The 20,201-nt window shown below is 62.3% G+C and carries 14 protein-coding genes and 8 pseudogenes; 2 read left to right on the top strand and 20 right to left on the bottom strand.

The window, feature by feature from the left end; all coding sequences use genetic code 11:
• Positions 1 to 881: pseudogene (locus tag QNJ43_RS14245) on the bottom strand (efflux RND transporter permease subunit); the annotation flags it as partial.
• Complete coding sequence (locus tag QNJ43_RS14240; protein ID WP_300471008.1) at positions 878 to 1,492, bottom strand: efflux RND transporter periplasmic adaptor subunit; 615 nt, start codon at positions 1,490 to 1,492, stop codon at positions 878 to 880. The gene QNJ43_RS14240 and the pseudogene QNJ43_RS14245, both read right to left, overlap by 4 nt.
• Before the next feature lie 115 nt (positions 1,493 to 1,607).
• Here QNJ43_RS14240 and QNJ43_RS14235 point away from each other — a divergent pair, with 115 nt between their 5' ends.
• Complete coding sequence (locus QNJ43_RS14235; protein ID WP_300471006.1) at positions 1,608 to 1,916, top strand: hypothetical protein; 309 nt, start codon at positions 1,608 to 1,610, stop codon at positions 1,914 to 1,916.
• Here the strand turns inward: QNJ43_RS14235 and QNJ43_RS14230 are convergent.
• The 14 genes and pseudogenes from QNJ43_RS14230 to QNJ43_RS14165 form a co-directional block, all read right to left on the bottom strand.
• Entirely contained in the window at positions 1,889 to 2,026 is a 138-nt protein-coding gene (locus QNJ43_RS14230; protein ID WP_346432993.1) for a hypothetical protein, read from the bottom strand. The genes QNJ43_RS14235 and QNJ43_RS14230 overlap by 28 nt on opposite strands.
• Positions 2,027 to 2,451: 425 nt before the next feature.
• Entirely contained in the window at positions 2,452 to 2,862 is a 411-nt protein-coding gene (locus QNJ43_RS14225; protein WP_300471005.1) for a hypothetical protein, read from the bottom strand.
• 75 nt (positions 2,863 to 2,937) lie between these two features.
• Positions 2,938 to 3,924, bottom strand: coding sequence for a 3-hydroxyacyl-CoA dehydrogenase family protein (locus tag QNJ43_RS14220; protein WP_300471004.1), 987 nt, complete (start codon positions 3,922 to 3,924; stop codon positions 2,938 to 2,940).
• Positions 3,878 to 4,222 carry an enoyl-CoA hydratase-related protein gene (locus QNJ43_RS14215; RefSeq protein ID WP_300471003.1) on the bottom strand — a complete coding sequence of 115 codons (345 nt, stop codon included), beginning with the start codon at positions 4,220 to 4,222 and terminating at the stop codon, positions 3,878 to 3,880. Before QNJ43_RS14215 ends, QNJ43_RS14220 begins: the two co-directional genes overlap by 47 nt.
• 17 nt (positions 4,223 to 4,239) lie before the next feature.
• Positions 4,240 to 4,512, bottom strand: coding sequence for a hypothetical protein (locus QNJ43_RS14210; RefSeq protein ID WP_300471002.1), 273 nt, complete (start codon positions 4,510 to 4,512; stop codon positions 4,240 to 4,242).
• A gap of 62 nt (positions 4,513 to 4,574) precedes the next feature.
• Positions 4,575 to 6,188, bottom strand: coding sequence for a GMC family oxidoreductase N-terminal domain-containing protein (locus QNJ43_RS14205; RefSeq protein ID WP_300471000.1), 1,614 nt, complete (start codon positions 6,186 to 6,188; stop codon positions 4,575 to 4,577).
• 498 nt (positions 6,189 to 6,686) lie between these two features.
• Entirely contained in the window at positions 6,687 to 7,379 is a 693-nt protein-coding gene (locus QNJ43_RS14200; protein WP_300470999.1) for an RluA family pseudouridine synthase, read from the bottom strand.
• Between the two features lie 1,016 nt (positions 7,380 to 8,395).
• Positions 8,396 to 9,560: pseudogene (locus QNJ43_RS14195) on the bottom strand (iron-containing alcohol dehydrogenase).
• 117 nt (positions 9,561 to 9,677) lie between these two features.
• Positions 9,678 to 11,032, bottom strand: a pseudogene (locus QNJ43_RS14190) (aldehyde dehydrogenase family protein).
• A gap of 296 nt (positions 11,033 to 11,328) precedes the next feature.
• Positions 11,329 to 12,700 (bottom strand): annotated as a pseudogene (locus QNJ43_RS14185) (glutamine synthetase family protein).
• 167 nt (positions 12,701 to 12,867) lie between these two features.
• Positions 12,868 to 13,919: pseudogene (locus tag QNJ43_RS14180) on the bottom strand (twin-arginine translocation signal domain-containing protein).
• Between the two features lie 137 nt (positions 13,920 to 14,056).
• Positions 14,057 to 15,382: pseudogene (locus tag QNJ43_RS14175) on the bottom strand (TRAP transporter large permease subunit).
• 8 nt (positions 15,383 to 15,390) lie between these two features.
• On the bottom strand, positions 15,391 to 15,900 hold the full coding sequence (locus tag QNJ43_RS14170) for a TRAP transporter small permease subunit (protein ID WP_300470998.1): 510 nt from the start codon (positions 15,898 to 15,900) through the stop codon (positions 15,391 to 15,393).
• 194 nt (positions 15,901 to 16,094) lie between these two features.
• Positions 16,095 to 16,768, bottom strand: a pseudogene (locus QNJ43_RS14165) (N-formylglutamate amidohydrolase).
• A 236-nt stretch (positions 16,769 to 17,004) separates the two neighbouring features.
• Here QNJ43_RS14165 and QNJ43_RS14160 point away from each other — a divergent pair.
• Positions 17,005 to 17,862: a MurR/RpiR family transcriptional regulator gene (locus QNJ43_RS14160; RefSeq protein WP_300470997.1), complete on the top strand. Its 858-nt coding sequence runs from the start codon at positions 17,005 to 17,007 to the stop codon at positions 17,860 to 17,862.
• Between the two features lie 36 nt (positions 17,863 to 17,898).
• On the opposite strand, the gene QNJ43_RS14155 is transcribed toward QNJ43_RS14160, so the two are convergent.
• The 4 genes and pseudogenes from QNJ43_RS14155 to QNJ43_RS14145 all read right to left on the bottom strand — a co-directional run bounded on the left by QNJ43_RS14155 (position 17,899) and on the right by QNJ43_RS14145 (position 20,130).
• On the bottom strand, positions 17,899 to 18,318 hold the full coding sequence (locus tag QNJ43_RS14155) for an acyl-CoA dehydrogenase family protein (RefSeq protein ID WP_300470995.1): 420 nt from the start codon (positions 18,316 to 18,318) through the stop codon (positions 17,899 to 17,901).
• A gap of 158 nt (positions 18,319 to 18,476) precedes the next feature.
• Positions 18,477 to 19,007 (bottom strand): annotated as a pseudogene (locus QNJ43_RS27250) (acyl-CoA dehydrogenase family protein); the annotation flags it as partial.
• A 95-nt stretch (positions 19,008 to 19,102) separates the two neighbouring features.
• Positions 19,103 to 19,345 carry an acyl-CoA dehydrogenase family protein gene (locus QNJ43_RS14150; protein WP_300470993.1) on the bottom strand — a complete coding sequence of 81 codons (243 nt, stop codon included), beginning with the start codon at positions 19,343 to 19,345 and terminating at the stop codon, positions 19,103 to 19,105.
• A 281-nt stretch (positions 19,346 to 19,626) separates the two neighbouring features.
• Positions 19,627 to 20,130: an acyl-CoA dehydrogenase family protein gene (locus tag QNJ43_RS14145; protein WP_300471020.1), complete on the bottom strand. Its 504-nt coding sequence runs from the start codon at positions 20,128 to 20,130 to the stop codon at positions 19,627 to 19,629.
• Between the last annotated feature and the right edge of the window lie 71 nt (positions 20,131 to 20,201).

Raw genomic sequence — 20,201 nt, 5'->3', positions numbered from 1 at the left:
GCCCGACTTCATGCCGATGGCAAGCCCGATCGCCGGTTTGCCGTCATAGCGGAAGAGTTCACTCGGCGGGTTCTCGTAGCCCTGCGTGATGGTGGCGACATCACTCAGGCGGAAGAAACGGTTGTTGACCCTCAGATTGACGGCCTTGAGGCTGTCCTCGGAGGTGTATTGCCCATCGACGCGCACCAGAATGCGCTCCGGCCTGGCCTGTGCACCACGCCGGAGGGCACGATGGCGTTTTGCGATTGCAGGGTCTCGAGAATCTCCTGTCGGTCGAGGCCGAGGGCTGCGACCTTGCGCAGCGAGAATTCTAGATAGATGACCTCGTCGCGCGCGCCGACCAGTTCCACCTTGCCCGCATCGGGCAGCTTGATGATGCGGTCGCGCGCCTTTTCCGCGTAGTCGCGCAGTTGGCGCGGGCTCAGCCCGTCGGCGGTGAAGGCGTAGACGTTGCCATAGACGTCGCCGAACTCATCGTTGAAGGCAGAGCCCTAGAATTCACTGGGAAAATCGCTGCGGATATCCGCCATCATGTTGCGCACATGCTGCCAGATGTCCTTCACGTCGCGCGACGGCGTGGTGGGCAGCAGATAGACGAAGACGACGGAACGGCCGGGGGTGGTGATCGAGCGGGTATAGTCGAGCGTATCGAGTTCCCGCAGCTTCTTCTCGATACGGTCGGTCACCTGCTTGTCCATCTCGCGCACATCGGCGCCGGGCATGGAGGCGGAAACCACCATCGTCTTGACGGTGAAGCTCGGATCTTCCTCGCGACCGAGATTGAAGTAGGACATCACGCCGGCAACGAGCGCGATGATCATCAGGAACCAGACAAACGAGCGATGGCGCAGGGCCCAGTCGGAGAGGTTAACGGAGGTCATCGAGGTGCACCTTCCAGACGTTCGTCCGAGGTCTGCCCATCTTCGGAAAGAGCCACCTTCTGTCCCTCTTCAAGGCTGTGAACGCCTGCCGTGACAACGCGTTCGCCGGCCTTCAGGCCGGAACGCACGGCACTGCGGCCGCCGAGGCCGGAGCCTATCTCCACCTTGCGCCGATGAACCGTGCCGTTCTCCACCACCCAGACATAGGTTCCCTCCTTCGTCTTCAGGATCGCGGTATCGGGAACCGCCAGCGCGGCTGTCATCTCGCCCTCGGGCCGGGCGGGAATGAGCGAGCCCAGCCGGAAGGCGTCCTGCGGATAGTCGAGCAGGATGTGGACGCGATTGGTGCGCGTCAGGGCATCGGCCTCCGGCGCGATTTCGCGCACCCGTCCCTTGGCCTTGACGGTCGGATCGATCTGGAGATGCACCTGGAACGGCGAGCCGATGGAAATCGTGTCGATCAGTTCACCGGGGATATCTACCACGGCCTCGCGCGCATCCACGCGGGCAAGTTTCATGACCGCCTCCCCGGCGAAGATCACCTGGCCGAGATCAGCCTCGCGCTCGGTGATGACACCAGCAAACGGGGCGGACAGAACCGCATAGGACAAGGCGTTACGGGCCTGGCCTTCGCCAGATCGGCCTCGGCCTGTTCCAGCGAGACGTTGGCGGAAGTGCGCGTCTGCTGCGCGGTCTCAAGATCGAAAAAAGAATGGTGTTCTTGGCGTGGAGCGCACGGGCGCGCTTCAGGCTCGCACGGGCATTCTCGACCTGGGCACGCGCGGAAGCGCGGAAGAGAGCTGCGCCTCCGCCTGGGGCACGGTGGCCTCCAGCGTCTCCGCATCGATCCGGGCAACGGTTTGCCCCCGCCTCGACACGGTCACCCACATCCGCATCGAGCGAGATGTCCCGGCCGAGCGTGCGGAAGGCAAACGTCGTCTCAAAAAGCGGTTCGATGGTTCCCGAAAAGCCTGCGATCCGCGCGGCGGCCGGGGCGGCGATTTCGCTCAGGACCGGACGCGGGACAGCGAATAGTGCACCACATTGTTCATGTGGCCGTAGATGTCGTTGTCTATCCAGCGCGTCTGGATGGTGCGAAAGGTCTTGTAGGTGGCACGGGTGGAGGGATCGGCCTTGTCGGTCATCGGCGGGGCTCCCTGTGCGGAGAGCCCATGCAAGATACTGACGTCAAACGATCCCCTCCCCCGTCATGCGTCGCCTCCCTGCGACGTTGATGGCGGGAGAGTAGTGGGTTTCGGCGTCGGATGAAATCCGACCGTTGAGGCTCATCCATGAGAAATCTGGAGAATGCCCGGATCCCTCCTCCATCATCCCCGGCTTGACCGGAGATCCATTGCCCTAACCGCTAGCACCATCTTCGACCCGGAAGCCGAAACGCAAGATCGGGGCCGAAGGTACGCGCCGAAGGGCGCGTCGGAGTGCGGCCGGTGGAAAGACACACCGTCATCCCTGGTCAAGCCGGGGATGACGGCGGAGGGAGCGTGGCTCCTCAAGCGCACAGCGATACGGCCACCGGCACTCAAGCCCCGCTCAATCGCTCAAGCAAAGATTAAAGCGCCTCCGCCTCCTTCAGCACCTCTTTCAGATTGACGGCACGCCCGATGCCGTGGCCGGAGGCTTCCGCCACGGCGTCCACTGCGGCAAGGAACTCCTCGCGCGGCTCATTCGCCGCCCAGTGCAGAGGGCTACCCTTCAGCTTCGGGAAGCCGTAGCCGTTGACCAGCACGATATCGACGTCGGAGGCACGCGCCGCGATGCCCTCGCCCAGAAGAAGCGCCGCCTCGTTGACGATGGCCGCCATGATGCGCGAGACGATCTCGTCACCTGAGAAGTTGCAGCGCTCCACGCCCTTGGCCGTGGAGGTCTCGACGATGATCGCCTCGACCTTCTCGTTCGGCACGGGCTTGCCGGTCTCGTAATCGTACCAACCCGCCTTGGTCTTGCGGCTAAAACGGCCCATTTCGCAAAGAACATCCGGGATCTCGACATAACGCGCCTTCGGGTCGCGCGTCGGGGCGAGGCGCTTGCGGCGTGCTCAGGCGATGTCGAGGCCCGCGAGGTCGTAGATCTTGAACATCCCCATGGCAAAGTCGAATTCCTCCAGCGCGGCGTCCACCTCCCAGGGCAGCGCGCCTTCCTCGATCAGGAATTCCACCTGCTGGCGATAGGCGGCAAACACCCGGTTGCCGATTAAACTCTCGCCAACCTTGGCCACCACCAGCAGCTTGCGGATGCACTTGGCGAGCGCCACAAGGCTCGCCAGAACTTGCGGGCTGGTAGCGGCCGCATCGATCACCTCCACCAGACGCATCACGTTGGCCGGATTGAAGAAGTGCAACCCTTCCACGCGCGCGGGGACCCTGGTCGCCGCGGCGATCTCGTCGATAGCCAGATAGGAGGTGTTGGTGGCGAGGATCGCATCCTCGCGGATGATGCCGTCAAGCTGGGTGAAGAGCGCCTTCTTGGCGTCCATGTCCTCTATGATCGCTTCCACCACGAGATCGCAGTCGACCACGTCCTCAAGCGAACTCGGATGGATACGCGCCATCAGTTCGGCCGTGGATGCGATGCATCCGCGCACGGCCAGACCGTCGGCGGCCTCGGAAAGCGCGCCTATTGCGGCTTTCAGCAGATCCGCGTCCCGCTCCGCGAGTCGGACGGTCAGGCCGGACTGCGCGAAGGCGAGCACGATGCCTTGCCCCATGCGACCGCCACCGACGATGCCGACGATTGAAATCGTCACCGGCTCGGCGTCCTCGGGTAGCCTGGTCGCCGCGCGTTCGGCGAAGAAGAGATGGCGCAGCGCACGCGACTGCGGGCCGCGACGCAGGCGCAAGCTTGCCTCGCGCTCCGCTGCCAACGCTTCGCCCGCGGGCATGGTGTGGGCGCGCTTGACCGCATCGATCGCCTCCCCGACGGCGACGGCTCCACGCGCCTTTTTCAAGGCGGCGGCCTCGCCAGCGACCGCGGCCTCGTCACCCCGGCCGAGGCGGCTGATCGCGCAGGACGCGCTTTCTCGCACGCGGCTTTTCGAGGTAATCCATGACCGCCTCGATCACATCGCCCTCTTCCACGGCATCAAGCATGCCGAGCTTGAGCGCCTCGGTCGCCTTCACCCGGCGCCCGGACGTGACGAGATTGATCGCCAGCGTTTCGCCGACCAGACGAGACAGACGCAACGTGCCGCCCGCACCGGGAATGAGGCCGAGGGTCACTTCCGGCAGACCGACAGCCGCGCGCGGGGTGGCAATGCGCGCATCACAGGCCAGCGCCAGTTCATAGCAGCCGCCAAGCGCTGCCCCGTCGATTGCCGCGACCACGGGAATTCGGACAGGCTTCAATGGCCTCGATCACGTCGGGTAGATGCGGCTCCTGAGCGGGCGCATCGAATTCCCGGGCCCCGCCGACGAAATTGCCACCGGCCCCGGTCAAGGACCACGCCTGCAAGCCCCTCCGTCTCAAGCCCCTGGAATGCGGCAAGCACGGCGGTGCGCATGGCCGTGGATCCGGCATTGACGGGCGGAAAATCGATGGTGAGCACGGCGACGTCACCCGCTGCACCCGAGCGACTTTCGACGTGGACGGTGTCGTGCGTGGGCTTGTTCAACATACGAATTCCCGTTTCTTGTTTCGTGTTCGTGCACTGGGCGGACGACGTGCGGCCGGGACCAATCAGCCGCGATTGTCCGCCCGGATCATGGCCGCGGCCTTGTCCGCGATCATGATGGTGGGGGAGTTGGTGTTGCCGGAGGTGATCGTCGGCATGATCGAGGCATCGGCCACGCGAAGGCCCTCGAAGCCGAAGACGCGCAGGCGCTCGTCGACGACGGCCAGCGGATCATCGGCAAGGCCCATCTTCGCGGTACCGACGGGATGGAAGATGGTAGTGCCGATATCGCCCGCAGCCTTCGCCAGCGCCTCTTCGTCGTCACCGACGGCGGGACCGGGCAGATATTCCTCGGGCTTGAAGGCGGCGAAGACCGGGGCATTGGTGATGCGACGCGCAATGCGCAAGGAACGCGCGGCAACCTCGCGATCGCGATCGGCCGAGAGGTAGTTCGGCGCGATCTCGGGCTGGGCGCCCACATCGGCATCGGTGATAAGGATATGGCCGCGACTTTCCGGGCGCAGGTTGCATACGGAGGTGGTGATCGCGGGGAAGGCGTGCAGAGGATCGCAGAACTTGTCGAGCGAGAGCGGCTGGACGTGGAATTCCAGATCCGCGCGCTCCACGTCATCGCCGGAGCGGGTGAAGATGCCGAGCTGCGAGGGCGCCATGGTGAGCGGGCCGGAGCGGTTCAGCGCATATTCGATGCCCATCCACGCGCGGCGGAAGAGATTGGCGTAGATCTCGTTGAGCGTACGCACGCCCGAGACCTTGTAGATCATCCTGAGTTGCAGGTGATCCTGAAGATTGCCGCCCACGCCCTTTCGATCCGCCACGACCGGAATACCGAGCGAGGAGAGATACTCGCCATCGCCGATGCCGGAGCGCTGCAGAATCTGGACGGAGCCGATGGAACCGGACGCGAGCACGATCTCACCGCGCACGGAAGCGGAGCGGCGCACGCCGTTCTGAATCCATTCGACGCCGGTGACGCGTTTCCCCTCAAAGGTGAGCCGGTCGATCGTGCAACCGGTTTCAAGGGTCAGGTTTGCCCGCTTCAAGGCAGGCTTCAGAAAGCCTCGGGCGGCAGACCAACGCGTGCCCCGGCGCTGGTTGACCTGGAAATAGGATGCGCCCTCATTGTCGCCGCGGTTGAAATCGTCGATTGCGGGCACGCCGCACTGAACGCCCGCATCGCGATAGCGGTCGAGCACCTCCCAACTGACGCGCGGCGGTTCGACCCGCCATTCGCCGCCTGAACCGTGCAGATCGGAGGCGCCGAGGAAATGGTCCTCGTGCGCCTTGAAGATCGGCAACAAGTCATCCCAGCCCCAACCGGTAAGACCGAGCTGGCGCCAGTGATCGTAGTCGCCCGCCTGACCGCGCATGTAAATCATGGCGTTGATGGCCGACGACCCGCCGATGACCTTGCCGCGCGGATAGATCAGCGACCGGCCGTTCAGGCCGGGTTCGGCGCGCGTACGGAAACACCAGTCGGAGCGCGGATTGTTGATGGCGAAGAGATAGCCGACGGGGATGTGGAACCAGATCCAGTCGTCGCGCCCGCCCGCCTCCAGCACCAGAACGCGGCTTTCCGGATCCGCCGACAGACGGTTGGCCAGAACCGATCCGGCCGAGCCTGCGCCCAGAACGATATAATCGTACGTTTCCTGCGCCATGGCGCCCTCTCCTTTGCCGCCCTCTCCCAAAGGCATTGCTCTTCGTTGAGCATTGCCGGACAGCAACGTCAAGCACCCGGGGGGTTGCCGACACCGGACATGCCGGTCATCCCTCGTCCTGCGTGACGTCAGAGACATAACGTCACAGGCTATCAAGGGGATAGGTATTTTTTGTGACGCAATTTCGGCAATGGCGGAATCGACCAGGTGTTGCCTCGATCCCTCCGCCCGTCATCCCCGACTTGATCGGGGATCCATTTGCAGTGCAACAGCCCACAGTCCCGACTCTGGCGTGCCTTTTGGCGCGCATCTGCAGCCCCGGCTCCCAACAGTGTACAATCCGGGCCGAAGATGCGCGCGGACCGCGCGCCGGGGCGAATGACTCCCCAAGGCGAAAGGGCAATGGATCCCCGATCAAGTCGGGGATGACAGGGGGAGGGATTTTCGGGATGCGGCTCTGAAAGAGACAGAAGGAGACCTGGAAAGAGATCTGCCCCTCTAGAACGGGCAAGGATCGACGAAGGTCATCGACGTGCCGCCGTCCGGGTGGCGGATGGTGAGCGTTTCGGCGTGGAGCTGAAGACGCGTGGCGGCCGCGAAGGCAGCGTCATCCGCATAGAGCGCATCGCCGATAATGGGGTGACCGAGATCGGCCATGTGGACGCGCAACTGGTGCGAACGTCCCGTCTCCGGCAGTAGGCCAACCCGGGTTGCCCCGGCCTCGCGCTCTTCCACCCGCCAGTGCGTGATCGCCGGGCGGCCCTGATCGAAATCGACCATCTGCTTCGGCCGGTTCGGCCAGTCGCAGCGCAGCGGCTTGTCGACCGTGCCCTCCTCCCCGGCGATCTCGCCCCATACGCGGGCCACGTAGCTCTTGGAAAGCTTGCGGCGTTCGAACTGCAGGCCGAGATGACGGTGGGCGGCGCGGTTGCGGGCAAAGACCATTACACCGGAGGTGGCGCAATCGAGCCGGTGAACCAGCGTCGCTTCGGGATATGCCAGGTTGATACGCGCGATCAGGCAATCGGCATGCTCGGACGCCTTGCCCGGAACCGACAGCAGCCCGGACGGCTTGGCCACGACGAGAATGTCGTCATCCTCGTGCAGGACGACGAGCGGCCCGGACGGCGGATCGTAGACGAAAGGGCGCGAAACGGGCGCGATCGTCGGTGTGGGAATGGACGTCAGCATGGTGGTGCCGGTACAGCCGGGCGGAGCTCCATCAATCAGGCAGTCACGCGCGAGACCTGTCACATGGGCGGCTTTTCACTCGGCCCTCAATCGATCAGGTCAGAGCGATACCTGGACACTACGGCTGAAGTTCGAGTGAGAAAGCCCCCAGCGACCGCCGAACGCGACGGCGATCGGCATTCGCGTCCAGCCAGCCTTGGGAGGACCGTCGGCTATCCGCCCGCACTGTTCGTCGCCCGCGGTGTTCACCGCTACAGGAGGGTGCGACGAAGGCCCCTCGGCACGGGCCGCATCGCGGATAAGCGCATTCCTAAAATCAGAACGCCGAACACTTCACAAACGCCATGCCCTTCGCAGACGCCAGGCAGGTCGGCTCCCTCGCAGGTCCATCCACACATTGGAGTGTTCTTCGCACGCAGACAGGCTCTCAAATGACCACCACGCCTGCGCCGTTTCATATTTCACCGAAATGCCCGCTGCGGAATACCAGGAGAGGCTATCGGCAGATCGAAACACAACTCGGGGTTGATCCCTTTAGATGGAAAAGATCAACGTCACTAAATAATAAATTAAATTGTTCCAAGATTTTAAAGAATCCATCCACATCTACAGTCAAATTCATATACTAAAATATAAATATTTCATGATACCGGCACAATTCACTTCTACTCTAAATAAAGTAATATCTAGCTTCGTAACCCATGCAGATGTCATATCCGTGACAGCAGGAACGGACTACTTGTTGACCAAACATTGAAAACCGCATCCGACCAACCATGTTTCACCCTAACACAGCATCATACGCAATTCTATGTATTATTGATAAAAAAATATAATGCACTTTTTACGTGTGTATACCACAGATGCCGATCCTGCGTATTTTCCTTGAAATACAGGCAAAATCAGGGCCGTACACGATCCCGTCGCGTGCAGCCCTGAAAAACAAAGCATCGCAACAAAATTTGCGAGCGACGCTGATTTCCCGATCAGCTTCCGTTACGGAAGGTAGATAACCTCTAGAGGTCACCCTTCAGGGCTGCGTCGAAGATCGCGCGAGCCCCTTCCTTGGTCAGCTTGATCGGGTTGCCGCCTGCGGTCGGATCGACCACGGCCGTCTCGGCGATGAGATCGGCCTTTTCCGCATCAAGGCCAATCTCCGCGGTGGTGTGCGGAATGCCGAGATTGCGCCGCATCTCCAGCATCCAGGCGAGGAAACCGTCGAAATCAGCTCGCGGCAGTTCCAGAAAAGCGGCAAGCCACCCCATCTTGCCCTCGATCACCTTCCGGTTGTGGACCAGCACGTAAGGCATGAAGACCGCATTTGTCAGCCCGTGATGGGTGCCGTAAAGCGCACCGACGGGATGGGAGAGCGCGTGGATGCCGCCGAGCCCCTTCTGGAAGGCGGTGGCGCCCATGGCGGCAGCCGACATCATTTCACCGCGCGCGACGATATCCGTGCCGTCCTTGTAGACGCGCGGCAGCGCTTCCTTGACGAACCGCATGCTCTCCACCGCGATACCTTCCGACATGGGGTGATAGGAGGGCGCGCAATAGACCTCTAGACAATGGGCAAGCGCGTCCATGCCCGTGCCCGCCGTGATCGCGAGCGGCATGCCGACGGTCAGTTCCGGATCGCAGATGACGATCTTGGGCAGCATCAGCGGATGGAAGATCACCTTCTTGATGTGGGTCTCTTCATTGCTCACCACGCCCGCGCGGCCGACCTCCGATCCCGTGCCCGCCGTGGTCGGTACGGCAACGATGGGGGCAATGCCATCCGGGTCGACGCGCTTCCACCAGTCGCCGATATCCTCGAAATCCCAGATCGGCCGCGACTGTCCGGTTATGAAGGCAATGCACTTGCCCGCGTCGAGCGCGGACCCACCGCCGAAGGCGATGACGCCGTCATGCCCGCCGTCACGGAAGATCTCGACGCCCGCCTCCACATTGGAGGCGACGGGATTGGGCTGCACGTCGGAGAAGAGCTGCGCCTCCATGCCCGCGTCTTTCAGCACGTCGAGCGCGGCGGCGGTGACGGCAGATTGGCGAGGCCCGGATCGGTGACGAAGAGCGGGCAGCTGATGCCGGAGGTCGTGGCGGCCTTGGCGAGTTCCTTGATGCGGCCAGCACCGAACGGATGGAAGTTGGGTATAACCAGTTGGCGGAAGGCGATGTCGTCATGATGGATCCGTTGGGAAATGAGTAAGGAGAGAAACGGGCGCGGCCCCTCCGGCGAGGCCGCGCCGTCGATCGATTGCCCGGGATCGGTTACCCGTGGCGCAGATGGTAGGATTTCGGCTACGTCAGGTTCTCGTAGCCGACGGAGGACAGCGCCCCGCCCTTGCCTGTGTCCTTGACGCCGGTCCAAACGAGCCCCGGATCGACATAGTCGCAGCGGTTCATGAAGACCGTGCCGGTCTCGATCCGGTCGCCAATGCTGGCCGCAGCGTCCTCGTCCTTGGTCCAGATCAAAGCGGTGAGGCCGTAGTGGCTGTAGTTCATCAACGGGATGGCGGCTTCATCGTCGGCCACCTTCATGATGCCGACGACGGGACCGAAACTCTCCTCGCGCATCACCGACATCTGATGATCGACGTTGGTCAGGACCTGCGGCGCGATATAGGGCGAGCCGGGCTTGTCCATGGCGAAGGCGGATGTGTCAATCAGCGGGGTCGCACCTTGCGCAGGACTTCCGCCGTCTGCTCGCGCACCCATTCGGCAAAGCGCGTCTACGCCATGGGGCCGAGCGTCGTGGCTTCCTCCAGCGGATTGCCGAGGACGTATTGTTTGGTCAGGTCCACGAAGCCCTCGACGAAGCTGTCGTAAACGCCTTCGTGCACATAGATGCGCTCGATCCCGCAGCAGCACTGGCCGGAATTGAAGAAGGCACCGTCCACGAGATTGGCGATCGTGCTCTCCAGATCCGCATCGAAGCGCACCAGGGCGGGGTCCTTGCCTCCGAGTTCCAGGCCCATCGTGGCGAACGTCCCGGCCGCTGCCCGCTCGATGGCGCGCCTGCCCGCCACCGATCCGGTGAAGTTGATGTGATCGATATCGCCGGAAGCCAGCAGCGCCTCGGTCTGGCCATGCGAGAGCACGATGTTCTGGAAGAGGCCATTCGGCAGGCCCGCCGCATTGAAGGTTTTCTGAAAACGTTCGCCGACGAGAAGCGTCTGTGCGGCATGCTTCAGGATGACCGCATTGCCCGCCATCAGCGCCGAGACGATGGTATTGACCGCCGTCAGGAAGGGGTAGTTCCACAGCGCGATGACGAGGACGAGCCCCACCGGCACGCGTTTCACATAGCGGGTGAAGCCGACCTTTTCCGTAGGCACCACATACTTCAATGCCTCCTCGGCGATCTCCACCATGTAGCGGGCGCGTTCCTCCACGCCGCCCATCTCACCGCCGTAGCGCACCGGACGCCCCGTCTGCCAGACGAGTTCCGGTACGATCTCGTCGTTCATGGCGAGAAGCGCCTCAAGGGCTGCAAGGCAAAGACGACCGCGCTCGGCAACGGAAACCGTCACCCATTCGCTTTGCGCGGCCTTGCCCGCGAATACGGCATTGGCGATGTCACCGAGAGAGGCCACCGACCGCTCGATATAGACAGAGCCGTCGACGGGGGAGATCAGTTTCACGGTTTCGGACATGGGGGGCTTCCAAAGCTGAAATGATTGTTGGTCTTGGACTTCATTGGAGGTGATGCGCGGAGCAGTGTCTTTTGTCGTGCTAGCTACCTTCGAAACGAACCTAACGACATCCTCAGCACATAGGACGAAATCGGCACGTTTTGCCCACGAATGTCATCCCCGCGAAAGCGGGGAACCAGTACTCCGTGAACCACATATCTGTGCTCCGAGAGCAGAGTTCTGTGGTTACTGGATCCCCGCCTGCGCGGGGATGACATTCGTGCGTGTGCCGACCTCACCCTAACGTCACAGTCTACTCAATACCGCTCGAAGCCGCGCTTCAATTCCCAATCGGTGATGCGACGGTCATATTCGAGCTGCTCCCATTTTGCGGTGTGGACATAGTGATCGACCATGGCATCGCCGAAGGTCTTGCGCATCAGGTCCGATTTATCAAGCGCCTCGGTTGCCGCGCGCAGGGTCTTGGGGATCTCGACCAGTTCCTCGCCCACATAGGCATCGCCCACATGCGGCGGCTTCAGTTCCAGCCCCTCCTCGATCCCGGCGAGACCGTTGGCAATCAGCGCCGCAAAGGCGAGATAGGGATTGAGGTCCGTGCCCCGCCGATCCGGCATTCGGTGCGGATCGCCTTGGTCCACTCCCCGCAAAGCCGGAAGCCCGCCGTGCGGTTGTCGCGCGACCAGACGAGCTTGGTCGGAGCGAAGGTGCCGGACTGATAGCGCTTGTAGGAATTGATGTAGGGGGCGAGAAACACCGTCATGTCGGAGGCATATTTCAGCTGACCGGCCATGAAGCTCTTCATCAGGTTCGACATGCCGAATTCGGCTTTCTTGTCGTAGAAGAGCGGCTTCTTGCCTGCCTTGTCCCACAGCGAGGCGTGAATGTGGGCGGAATTTCCGGCCAGATCGGAGTCCCACTTGGCCATGAAGGTGACGGCCTTGCCCGCCAGATGGGCGATCTTCTTGATGCCGTTCTTCAGGATGACGTGGCGGTCGGCCATTTCCAGGGCGTCCGTGTAGCGGACGTTGATCTCCTCCTGACCCGGGCCCCACTCGCCCTTGGAATTCTCCACCGGAATGCCTGCATCCTTCAGCCCGTTGCGCACGGCCCACATGACGCACTCTTCCTTGGAGGTCTGAAAGATGTGGTAGTCCTCGATGTAGCGCCCGGCCGTATCGAGATCGCCGTAGCGCTTTATGCGCGCGCTCTCGTAGATCTCGTCGAAGAGGTAGAATTCCAGTTCGGAGGCGAAGAAGGCGCGGTACCCCATCTTCTCCAGCCGGTCGATCTGGGATTTCAGGATCGCGCGCGGGGAATGGGGCAGCGGCTCGCGGTGGTGGTGGTCGAGCACGTCGCACAGGACGAGTGCGGTCGCCTCCAGCCACGGGATGCGCCGCAGCGTCGCCATGTCGGGCTTGAGCACGAAATCGCCGTAGCCGGTCGCCCAGTTGGTCGCCGCGTAGCCCGGCACCGGCTCCATGTCGATGTCGTTGGCCAGCAGATAGTCACAACCGTGGGTTTCTTCATGGCCGCCGTCGACGAAAAAGCGCGCATGGAACCGTTTGCCGATGAGGCGCCCTGCATGTCGACGAGGCAGACCAGAATCGTATCGATCTCGCCCGCATCCACCACCTGTTTCAGTTCATCGAATGTGAGATTGCCTGCCATGGAAGATCGTCTTTTGTTGCGGCGCGGCCGAGGGTCGGAAAACGCCGGTTGTTCTTGGGAGGATGGGCGACGGAAGGATTCCCTTCCGTCGCGTTGTCGTTTGGCCACGTTTCCCCCTCAAGGGAGAGGAAGGGGCAAGCGGCACGGTCCCGGACCTATCGAGCCGATCAGCTGTAGCGGTACGGAGGTCCGGCCTTCTTCATCGCCTCGGAGTAGTCGCGGAAGATCTTGACCACGCGGGCGGTGAATCGCTCGTTTCCGCGATCTCGTCCCAGAACTTATGGACCTCTTCTTCCACCATCTGCCATTCAGCGTCGGGAACGGTGGTGAGCTGCATCTCGGTGCCCTGCACGCGCAGCTTCGCCTCGCCGCCCCAGTACCAGTGCTGGCGGTGATAGTGGGAGCTGTCCATGCAGATCTTGAAGAGCGTCTTCAGGTGCTCCGGCAGGGCTTCCCAACGCTCGGAATTGGCGAAGTAGGAGCCGATCCAGGCGCCCGAGATGTTGTTGGTCAGGAAGTAGGGCGTCACGTCCGCCCAGCCGACCGTGTAATCCTCGGTGATGCCCGACCAGGCGATGCCGTCGAGTTCGCCGGTCTGCACCGCGACTTCCACGTCTTCCCAGAGCAGTGTCACCGGCACCACGCCGAAGCGCGCCAGGAAGCGACCGGCGGTCGGAAAGGTAAAGACGCGCTTACCCTTCAGGTCGGCCAGCGAGCGGATTGGGTTCTTGGTGTTGAAGTGGCAGGAATCCCAGAAACCGGTGGAAAGCCAGGTCACGCCCTCGACTTCGCCGTAGGCCTCTTCCCAGATCTCGTTGAGGCCCCATTCGTTGAACAGCACCGGCACGTCCAGCGAATAGCGGGTGGCAAACGGGAAATAGCCGCCAAAGACGGAAACGTCGACGGGCGCTGCGATGGAGTCATCATCCGACTGGACGGCGTCGCTGGTGCCGTTCCGCATGGCGCGGAACAGTTCCAAGGTCGGCACGAGCTGGTCGGCGGTGTAGAGCTCGATTTCCATCTCGCCGTTAGCAACCTTGTTGAAGGCATCGATAGATGGCTTGATCACGTGCTCGGCCAGGTTCGGACCCGCATAGGTCTGCAGGCGCCACTTGATCGGCGACTAGCCGTGAACGGCAGGCGCCGACAACGTGGAAGCACCGGCGGCGGCGACCGTCGCAAGGCCCGCGTTCTTAAGAAATTCGCGTCTGTTGGTCATGTCTGTCATTCTCCTGTTGTATTGGCACGACTTCGAGGGTGGTTTTGGTCTGTCGCCTTGACCTTCGAAGTCGCCTCCTTTCCTCTCCACTCAACCGGGAACGCCCCGGCATTCCGACTTGGTCCGCACCGATGCGCTCAGCGGCCATAAACGAGATGGGGCAGCCACAAAGCGATCTGCGGGAAAGCCATGATGATGGCGAGAGTGACCAGCATCACCGCGACGAAGGGCACGATGGAACGGTAGATGTCGGTCAGTGAGATCTGCGGCGGCGCCATCGCCCGCATCAGAAACAGGTTGTAGCCAAAGGGCGTGGTCATGTAGGCGACCTGGCAGATGATCGTGTAGAGCACACCGTACCAGATGAGATCGAACCCCAGCGCCCTGGCGAGCGGCACGTAAAGCGGCGCGACGATGACCAGCATGGCGGTATCTTCGAGAAACATGCCCATGATGAGATAGGAGATCTGCATCATGATCAGGATCTCCCAGGGGCTGAGCTGCAGGCGATCGACGAAGAACGCCTCGATCGCCTTGGCCGCGCCGAGCCCGTCGAAAACCGCGCCGAAGGCAAGGGCCGCCAAGATGATCCACATGAACATGCAGGAGATGCCGAGCGTCTTCTTGCAGGTCTCGTGGATCACCTTGAAGGTCAGCTTGCCGCGCACCAGCGCCGCCAGCATGGCGCCCAGCGCGTCGACGGCGGAGCTTTCGACAAGGCTCGTCTTGCCGGTGACAAACAACCCCATCATGGATGCGAAGATGGCGACCGGAATGAGCCCGGCCACCAGAAAGCGCAACTTGTCCTGACGGGTCAGGTTTTCGCGCGCCTCGCGCGGCAGGGCGGGGCCGAAATCCGGCCGCATCCAGCAGCGGATCGCGATGTAGAGGATGAACATACCCGCCATCAGCAGGCCCGGCAGCGCGCCCGCAAACCAGAGCTGGCCGACCGGCTGGCGCGCGATCATGCCATAGAGTACCAGCACGACCGACGGCGGCACCAAGATCCCCAACGACGAGCCCGCCTGGATGACGCCGGTGACCATCACCTTGTCGTAGTCCCGGTGCAGCAGTTACGGCAGCGCGATGGAGGCGCCGATCGCCATGCCCGCCACCGAAAGACCGTTCATGGCCGAGATCACCACCATCAGCAGGATCGTGCCGATGGCGAGCCCGCCATTCACCGGCCTCATCAGGATGTGGAACATGCGGCAGAGATCGTTGGCGATGCCGGGTTCCGACAACATGTAGCCCATGAAGATGAACATCGGCAGGGTGAGAAGCGGATACCACTTCATCAGCTTGATGCCGGCGGAGAACGCGATCTCCGAGCCGCCGTCGCCCCACAACAGGAGCGAGAAGAGAACGGCGACGAAGCCGATGGCCCCATAGACGCGCTGCCCGGTAATGAGCAGCACCATCATGGTGGAGAACATCAGGATAGCGATGAGTTCGTAGCTCATGTGGAAGCTCACGTCAGGCTCTCCCCGCGCAGCCGCGCCAGATCCTTGAACAAGACCGCCACCGTCTGCAGCAGCATCAGGACGATGCCCGCGCACATGATGATCTTGATCGGTGCCATGTAAGGCCGCCATGCAGAGTAACTGCGTTCGCCGTATTCCAGCGCATAGGCAGTGGAGGAGAGGCCGCCGTAGAGCAGCACGCCGAGATAGAAGAGCAGGAAGAGGACGGTCACCGCGTCGATGGCCGCGCGGGTGCGCGGCGTCCAGCGGCTGTAAATGAGATCCATGCGGACGTGGTTGTCGCTCTGCAACAACCACGCCCCGCCCATGATGTAGTACCCGACCATCAGAAACTGAGCCATCTCCAGCCCCCACAACGGCGGGATGAAGAAGGACTTCATGAACGACGAATAGAGAAGGATCCCCATCATCGCGAAGACGAGGTACATGGCGATATGGCCGATGACGCGGCTCAGCGCATCGACCCATCGCACATAGGCCCTGATAGCTTTCGGCACAGCAACTGTTCTCTATCGTAATGCCCCTTTCGGGGATATCCGGCCCGTCTTGGCGCGGGTCTCGAACGCTTTTTCAAATATCCCGGTCACGAAATCCGGACGACGGCCCCCGTGCGACTTCCAACACCGAGACCAGCCGCTTCGCCCAGGCGGCCTGGGTATCTTCAAAGCGATCTCGTCGTTGCGGATTTCGATCATGACGGTGGCAAGGCCGTCGGCCTCGCATGAAGATCAAGCGTGTAGTAGACGCCATCGGCCGGCGAATACGGCTCGTTGTCGCCAACGACGAAAGTGCCGTCGCGGCCAAGACAGGCGAGCATCACCTCGGCCAGCCCCCGGTCGGCATTGGACAGGATGCCCACATGCCAGGGTCGGGCGACGCCCTTGTAAACGGGCGTGTAGCTGTGGACGGCGACGAGCAGGCTCCGCCGCCCCTCCGCCGCGCGCTTGGCCAGCAGGATCTCAATCGCCTCGTGATAGGGGCGATGGGCGCAGGCAATGCGTTGCGCACATGCGGCCTCATCGAGCCCGGCATTGCCGGGGATTTCGGTCGTCTCGCTGACTTCGGGAATGAGGTCAGGGCGTCGGGCGCGCGATTGCAGTCGATCACCAGGCGGGAAACGGTGGGATAGATGAGAGCGGCATCCATCAGCCCGCTCATCGCGTGGGCCACGCCCAGTGCGCCCGGATCCCAGGCGATGTAACTTTCAAGCTCGTCGCCGGAAAGCCCGAGATTGTTCAGTTCGGGCGGAATGGTATTGGAAGCATGGCCGCACAGGAGGACGAAGTCCGACGATCCGGCCACGTTCTCCACCACGACCGGACGGTCTGCCGAAATGCCGCGTTTTGGCGCTACGCGCTCCCCCATGCATCCTCCGGTTCATCCTGCGCCGACGGGTCCTCGCCCGTGCGCCACCACTCTTTCCACACTGGTCGGCGGGTCTTCGGCCTGCTTGACGAGTCCGTTGGCACAACCATAATAAATATTACAGAATGTAGTTTTCTGACAATCTCTTTTTAGAATATTACAGAACCAAGCGACCCTGTCAATTTCGACGAGAAAGGAAATACGTTGTACCAACTCGCCCTCCGGAGGGATGACGCATGAGCGCGCAGGTGCAAGAAACCGTTGCAGAAGCGATCCGCGCCGGTCTGCACACATTGACGGCGACGGAGCAGAAGGCAGCACGCACCTTGTTGGCCGCCTACCCGGTTACGGGACTTGAAACCGTGGCGGAGTTCGCCCACCGCGCCTCTGTCAGCGCCCCCACCATCCTGCGTTTCATCGCCAAGCTCGGCTTCGACAGCTATCCCGATTTCCAGCGCACGCTGCGCGACGAGCTGAACGCCCAGATCGCGACGCCGCTGGCCAAGCACGAGGAGCCGCGACAAGCAGTCGCATCAGGCAACGGTGTGTTTCTCGACCGCTTCCGCTCCGCACTGAGCGAGAACATCACCCAAACCTTCGCCCACCTGCCGAAAGGCGAATTCGAGGCGACCGCAAAGCTGATGGTGGAGACGAAATCGCGGATCTACGTGATCGGCGGACGGTTCACCGATGCGCTGGCGCGTTATCTCTCCGCGCATCTCAGGATCGTTCAGCCCGGCGTGGTGCATCTGGCGGGACAGGCCGACAACTGGCGCGATCATCTGCTCGACATGTCGCGCCGGGATCTGCTGATCGTCTTCGACATTCGCCGCTATTCCGAAGATCTCGCCCGCTTCACCGCGGTGGCGGCCAAACAAAACGTGCCGATCGTGCTGTTGACGGATCAATGGCTTTCGCCGATTGCCGCCCATGCGCGCCACGTGCTGTCCGCCCGCGTCGCAGCCCCGTCGAACTGGGATTCGACCGTGGCGATCCTGGGCCTGTCGGAAGCGCTGGTCGCGGCCACGACCGAGACCTTGTGGGATAGCGCCTGCCCGCGGATCGATGCACTGGAGAAGATGCGCGAGGAATGAGGTTACCGCGATCGCATCACGCGAACAGCCCCGGGCTCAACTGAAAGAGCCGACTTCCGTGTACCGATCGTTCAGGGCGAAGTCGCCGGCCTCAAGCACCTTGTAGGCCAGCGGATCATGCAGCGTGTGGGTCCACGCATCGCGCCAGAACCGGTCGAAGCCGTTGCTGTTGTGGGCCGCTCTGGAGCCCAGCGGCTCGAAGATCTTCGCGGTAACCGACAGGGCCGTTCGGCTTGCATGGATCTTTGCCGCTGCCACATCTACCGTCGCCTTCCCGCGCAGCGCCTCATCGAAGTCGAGAAAGCAGTCGAGAAGTCCCGCCACCTTCGTCGCGGCCCGGTCGGCAAGCGCAATTGAGCCCTGAAGATCAACCCATAAATCACCGAACTGCGTGACAACGAGAGGGTCTTCGCTCGCCGAGCCCTGTTTGTGCCAGTCGAGCCCCTTGCCGTGCACATAGGCCTTGGCAGCGCGGAACGCGCCCAGCGCAAAGCCCAGATAGCAGTTCGTGAAGATGCTGTGTTGACCAGCGTCCTCAGCGCACGCAGGGCTGCCGTCCTATCATCGTCTGTCTCAACGGTGATCTCGTCTTCGTGGACGAAAACGTTCTCGAGCGAGAAACTGCCGCTATCGGTCCTGCAAAGGCCCAGATTATCCCAGTCGTGATGATAGGTGATCCCGTCGCGGTCGGTCGGGATATAGGCGAGGATCGGCGCGTTCATCTCCGCCGAGCGGCCATAGATCGTCAGCCGGTCGGCAAAGGCCGCGCCGGTGCAGAACGATTTTCGACCGTTGAACACATAGCCGCCGTCGACCCGCGCAACGTCGATATCGTCATCGCGGGGATTGGCGACGCCGGCCAGAAGGAACCCGTTATCGACGATTTCCCTCTCAAGCTCCCGCCGCTTTTCTTCAGCCTCGCGCCGCAGATGCACGACGGAGATGACATGGTAGCCCAGCAGGGCGCCCACCGAGCCGTCGGTCGCCGTGATTTCGCGCACGATTTCGTTGACCGTGCGCCAACTGACGCCTGCGCCGCCGTTTTCCGCGCAAACAGCAATGCCCATCAGGCCGCCGTCCTTCAGCAGGTGCAGTTCCGCCGTCGGCGGAGTTTGCGGATCACTCCGTTGAGCGCCGAGGCGCATCAGTTCGACACCGATCTCCCGCGCCTTGTCCAACCACCGGGCATCGTTTTCACTCATGGACATTCGGATACCTGCAAATTCGGCCGGAAGCCCCGTCACACAGAGGCGTGGCGCGGAGGCAGCGTGTCGTTCAGCCAGAAGCTGCCGACAAGATGGGGTTTCCAGCGAACGGGATCGTGCAGCGTGTGCGTTCGCGCATCGCGCCAGTGACGGGAGAGCTTGTGCTCCTCCAGCGAGGATTGCGTGCCGGAGAGCTCAAACAGAGCCGAACTCGCCGTCAGGGCCAGTTCCGTCGTTAGCACCTTTGCTTCGGCAACGGCGACGGAAGTCTCGGCCACGGTCGTCTCATTCGGATTGGCGCTCGCCTCGTCCACATAAGCGCCCGGACGCCGCCGCTATCCTTCCAGGGACGCGCCCGTTTCCGAACCCATTCCCTCATGTCCCACATCGCCGCGCGTGCGATGCCGAGATCAATGGCGGCGTGAAGAAGCTGGGCAAACGGCCCGTGGATGCTGGGCTCATCGAACAGACAATGCCTTGCCAGAACCTGCCAGTCCGTGACCTCCACGTTTTCGGCGACCACGCTGCCGCTTGCGGTGATCTTCTGTCCCATTCCGGTTCAGTCGTCATGAACGGACAATCCCGGCGCGCCCGACGGCACATAGACCATCACGGCCTTGCCGTCGTCATCTCTGGCGGCGATCGGAACCCAGTCGGCGAACAGGGAACCGGTGGAATAGAATTTCCGCCCGTTCAAAAGCCCGCCCGAGAGCGACGTGGTGGCGGTCTCATAGTCCTTTCCGACCTCGGAAACCGCATTCCCGAAAAATTTTCTGGCAAGGGCTTCGGCGAAAAAGATTTCCTGCTGCGGCGCGGTTCCCACGATCCGGACCGCATCGACCAGACAATAGTGCGGCTGCGGGATCTGACCGATGGAGGAATTTGCCTCCGAGAGGATCGCGGTGATCCGCGCCAGCGTGACGTTCGAAATCGCCGCCCCGCCGAAACTTTTCGGCACGATGGCCCCGAGCAGACCGCTTTCGGCATATTCGCGCATTCCCACCGCCGGAAGCCGTCGTTCACGGTCCCGGTTCGACGCGCCTTGCGCGAAATTTTCCGCCAGCCGGGCGGCTACGTCGAGGGCTTCCTCGTCATCCCGGATGACGGAAACGCCCTGTAATTCTTGCGTTCCTG

The organism is Breoghania sp. (genome assembly GCF_030066895.1).
Taxonomy (GTDB): domain Bacteria; phylum Pseudomonadota; class Alphaproteobacteria; order Rhizobiales; family Stappiaceae; genus Breoghania.
The sequence above is the reverse complement of the archived record's forward strand: the minus strand, read 5'-3'. Positions and strand labels throughout refer to the sequence as shown.